The organism is Ligilactobacillus sp. (assembly GCF_036846325.1).
In the GTDB taxonomy this organism is placed as follows: domain Bacteria; phylum Bacillota; class Bacilli; order Lactobacillales; family Lactobacillaceae; genus Ligilactobacillus.
Genome location: NZ_DAIUCE010000125.1, coordinates 1 through 3,969, shown reverse-complemented (window position 1 = coordinate 3,969; position 3,969 = coordinate 1). Strand labels below are relative to the sequence as shown.

At 48.1% G+C, this 3,969-nt stretch carries 5 protein-coding genes; all 5 read left to right on the top strand.

All coding sequences use genetic code 11. From position 1 onward, the window contains the following. On the top strand, nt 1-628 hold a 628-nt coding region (locus tag V7Z60_RS09075; RefSeq protein ID WP_442918913.1), incomplete at its 5' end, for a DUF2207 family protein. Nucleotides 629-875: 247 nt separating this feature from the next. After that, a complete protein-coding gene (locus V7Z60_RS09070) occupies nt 876-1,193 on the top strand; it encodes a PTS sugar transporter subunit IIB (protein ID WP_014074310.1) in 318 nt (105 codons plus the stop codon). 14 nt (nt 1,194-1,207) lie between these two features. Further along, on the top strand, nt 1,208-1,552 hold the full coding sequence (locus V7Z60_RS09065; RefSeq protein WP_334117504.1) for a PTS lactose/cellobiose transporter subunit IIA: 345 nt from the start codon (nt 1,208-1,210) through the stop codon (nt 1,550-1,552). Nucleotides 1,553-1,732: 180 nt separating this feature from the next. Then, nucleotides 1,733-2,323, top strand: coding sequence for a histidine phosphatase family protein (locus tag V7Z60_RS09060; RefSeq protein WP_334117503.1), 591 nt, complete (start codon nt 1,733-1,735; stop codon nt 2,321-2,323). Nucleotides 2,324-2,346: 23 nt separating this feature from the next. Further along, complete coding sequence (locus V7Z60_RS09055; RefSeq protein WP_334117502.1) at nt 2,347-3,834, top strand: glycoside hydrolase family 1 protein; 1,488 nt, start codon at nt 2,347-2,349, stop codon at nt 3,832-3,834. Nucleotides 3,835-3,969: the final 135 nt, after the last annotated feature.

The window sequence follows — 3,969 nt, the reverse complement described above, 5'->3', positions numbered from 1 at the left end:
GTGTTCCCATACTGAAACCAGAGTGAACACCGACTATAAGTCAATGAAGAACGCCCTGTGGTATGAACGTCTGAAAACTTATTTCAAGTATAACGTCTATGCTGTTATCGCAGTGCTGGTCTTTTTGTTTCTTAAGGGACTGTTTGCCGGATGGCAGCTCATTCTGCTGGCTGAACTGGCACTGTCTTCAATCTGCATCCTCTACTACAGAATGACTCACGACAAGTACAATCAAAAAGGACAGGAGCAACGCTACCAGGTAAGATGTTTCAAGAAGATGCTGAAGGACATCGGACGGTTTGACTTGCGCGAGGTTGGGGACATCGTCCTGTGGGAGAAAATCCTGCCGTATGCGGTCGCATTCGGTGTTGCCAGGCGCGTTATCAGGGAGTTGAAGGCGACTTACGGGAAGGAAGCGGTCAATGAGGCCTTCAGGGGAAACCGTGCATTTGTCGATGACAGCGAAGATTACGGCAGCTTTGAACCTGACAGTTTCTCCGGAACTCTTTCCCGTGCATCATCTAATTTCCATGTCAGCAGCTCTTCCAGCTCAAGTGGAGATTCCGGCGGCTTTTCTTCCGGGGATTCCGGTGGTGCCGGAGGAGACTCCGGCGGCGGTGCCTTCTAAAATTACAATATAAAATACAGTGCTCTGGACAGCTTTGGCGATTCAGAGCACTTTTTGTATATTTAAAACTGTATTTTATAAAGTTACTTTATATATCAATAAAAAAGTTATCAATCAAGCAAAAAAGGTACTTGTCAAATCTGTACCAATATGTTATAAATGATAATGTAAAAAGAAAGCGGTTAACACCAATGAAATCAACAATGTTACCGCGACCATTAAATGGTGGATTCTGGAGGTAATTATTATGGCTGAAAAAACAATCATGTTATGCTGCGCTGCAGGGATGAGCACGAGTCTTTTGGTGTCAAAGATGCAGGCATCCGCAAAGGAACAAGGTCTTGACTACGAAATTTTTGCAACGGCTGCTTCTGACGCTGACCAGCAGCTTGCTACGAAGAAGATTGACGTCGTGTTGCTCGGACCGCAAGTTCGCTACCTGGAAGCTGATTTCAAGAACAAGCTTGAAGGGACGAACATTCCGCTGGCCGTAATCGATATGACGGCATACGGCATGATGAACGGCCCTAAGGTGCTCCAGCAGGCAATTGACTTGATGAAATAAGGACGGTTCGACAGATGGCTGAAGAAAACAAGATCACTGAAGAAGAACAAATGCAGATTACGATGGGGCTGATCATCAACGCCGGTAACGCCAAGGCCTTTGCTGTTGAAGCGATTACATGCGCTAAAAACGGCGACTTTGAAGGTGCCAGGGCTAAATTGAAGGATGCCGATCAGGCCCTTGTCGAAGCACACAATACCCAGACCGGGATGCTGACACAGGAGGCACAGGGAAATCATGTGAATGTCACACTTCTGACAGTTCATTCGCAGGATCATTTAATGAATGCAATTACTTTCCTTGACCTTGCCAAGGACCTGGTTGACGTTTACGAAAGAGTCGCAGAACTCAAAAACTAAGCAGGAAGGGGCTGATTCTGATCAGCCTCTTCTTTTTGTGAAAGTTTATTTTTGATATTCAAACCGATATAATTATTTTTTTTATGCTATAAGAAAGTAGTTGACTTTCTTTGAAAGAAAGCGCTATAATGTGAAATGTAAAGTCAATAAAGATATTTGTATATATATTGGGTGAGCAAAATGAAGAAAACGTTATATTTAATGCGACATGGTGAAACGCTGTTCAACGTCCAGGGAAAGATTCAGGGCTGGTGCGATTCGCCGCTGACGCCAAATGGCATCAAACAGGCCAGGGCGGCAGCTGCTTATTATGAACGGGAAGGCATCAGGTTTGATGCTGCATGCTGTTCAACTTCCGAGCGGGCAAGCGACACGCTCGAACTGATTACCTCGCTGCCTTATACAAGGCTCAAGGGCATCAGAGAAGTTGGCTTCGGAACGTTTGAAGGAGAGCACGAATACCTTCATCCTTCAAGAGAACAGCGTCATGCAGGATATTACAAGCAATTTGGCGGAGAAGATGAAAATGAGGTCAGAGAGCGCGTCGTAAGGACCCTGCTTGAGGTTATGAACAAGGATGGAAACAACACGGTTCTGGCAGTTTCTCATGCCGGTGCCTGCGCCAGCTTTCTGTCTGCATGGCAGGATCCGGAACCGGTTTTAGGGAAACATCGCATGCCTAACTGCGGAATTTTCAAATATGACTTTGACACTGAATCACAACGGTTCGCCCTGGCGGACGTGATTGATCCTGTACATATGGAAAACTAACGAGAAAGAAAGAGGGATAATAAATGGCTTTTAAAGAAGATTTCCTGTGGGGCGGCGCAACGGCTGCCAACCAGTATGAAGGTGGATTTGATGAAGGCGGCAAGGGCTTGAACGCCATTGACGTCGTGACAAACGGATCGGCGACGGAACCGCGCTATGTCACATGGAAGAAGGCTGACGGCACGACAGGCAAGTCCGCAACTTCCTGGGGCGGAGATTACTTCGACTTCCCGGCTGATGCCGAGCCGGCCGTTCTTGACGGATTCTACTATCCGAGCCATACGGCAACGGACTTCTACCATCATTATGAAGAAGACCTCAAACTGATGGCCGAGATGGGATTCAAGTGCTTCAGGCTCTCGCTCAACTGGTCGCGCATCTTCCCGAACGGCGACGATGCAGAACCGAACGAGGAAGGTCTTGCATTTTACGACAAGGTCTTTGATCTCTGCCGTAAGTACGGCATGGAACCGCTCGTGACACTTTCACACTACGAAACACCACTGAGTCTGATGATTCGTTTCCGCGGCTGGCATGACCGCAGGATGATTGACATCTTCGAAAACTATGCGAAGACCGTCTTCAAATATTACAAGGGCAAGGTCAAGTACTGGCTGACGTTCAATGAAATCAATGCCATGGAAATGTGTCCATACATGGGCGGCGGCCTTCTGGATGACAATGCGCAGAACCGCGCCCAGGGTGCTCACAATCAGTTCGTTGCAAGTGCCAAGGCAGTCAGGGCGGCACATGAAATCGATCCTGAGATGATGGTCGGTCAGATGCTGGCCTATCAACCTGCGTATGCATATACGTGCGATCCTGCCGACCAGATTCTCGTGCTCGAACATGACCAGCAGATGCTGTTCTACACGGATGTCCAGACAGGCGGCCGTTACCCGGACTATCAGTGGAAGAAATATGAACGGGAAGGCATCAGGCTTGATGATGAGCCTGAAGACTATGAACTGATCAGGGACTATTCGGCAGACTTCCTGAGCTTCTCATGCTATGGCTCCGGTGTTGTCACAACACATGAAACGGAAGCAAAGGCAAGCGGCAACCTGGGAATGGACGGTGTCAGGAATCCGTACCTTGAAACAAATGCCTGGGGCTGGGCAACTGATCCGCAGTGTCTCCGCATTGCGCTCAACACCCTCTGGGACAGATATCACAAGCCGCTCTGGATCGTTGAAAACGGCATCGGCTGGAGCGATCAGATCGCAGAAGACGGCAAGATTCATGATGACTACCGCATCAAGTACCTGCAGGCAAACATTCAGTCAATGGATGATGCCGTCAACATCGACGGCGTTGACCTGATGGGCTACACGATGTGGGGATGCATCGACCTCGTCTCCAACGGAACGGGTGAAATGAAGAAGCGTTACGGCTTCGTCTACGTTGACCGCGATGACCGCGGAAACGGGTCCCTGAAGCGCATTCCGAAGGATTCGTTCTACTGGTACAAGAAGGTCATTGCAAATCACGGCTCGGACCTTTCAATGTAAAAATCAAGAGAAAGAGGCTGGAAAAAATCCAGCTTCTTTTTTGTCTGTCGGTTTTTAAAAAGTTACATTTTTGTTACAAACGCTCCTGCCATCTGTCTTATTTGCCGCAATTCTGTTAGGCTAAGGAATAGGACA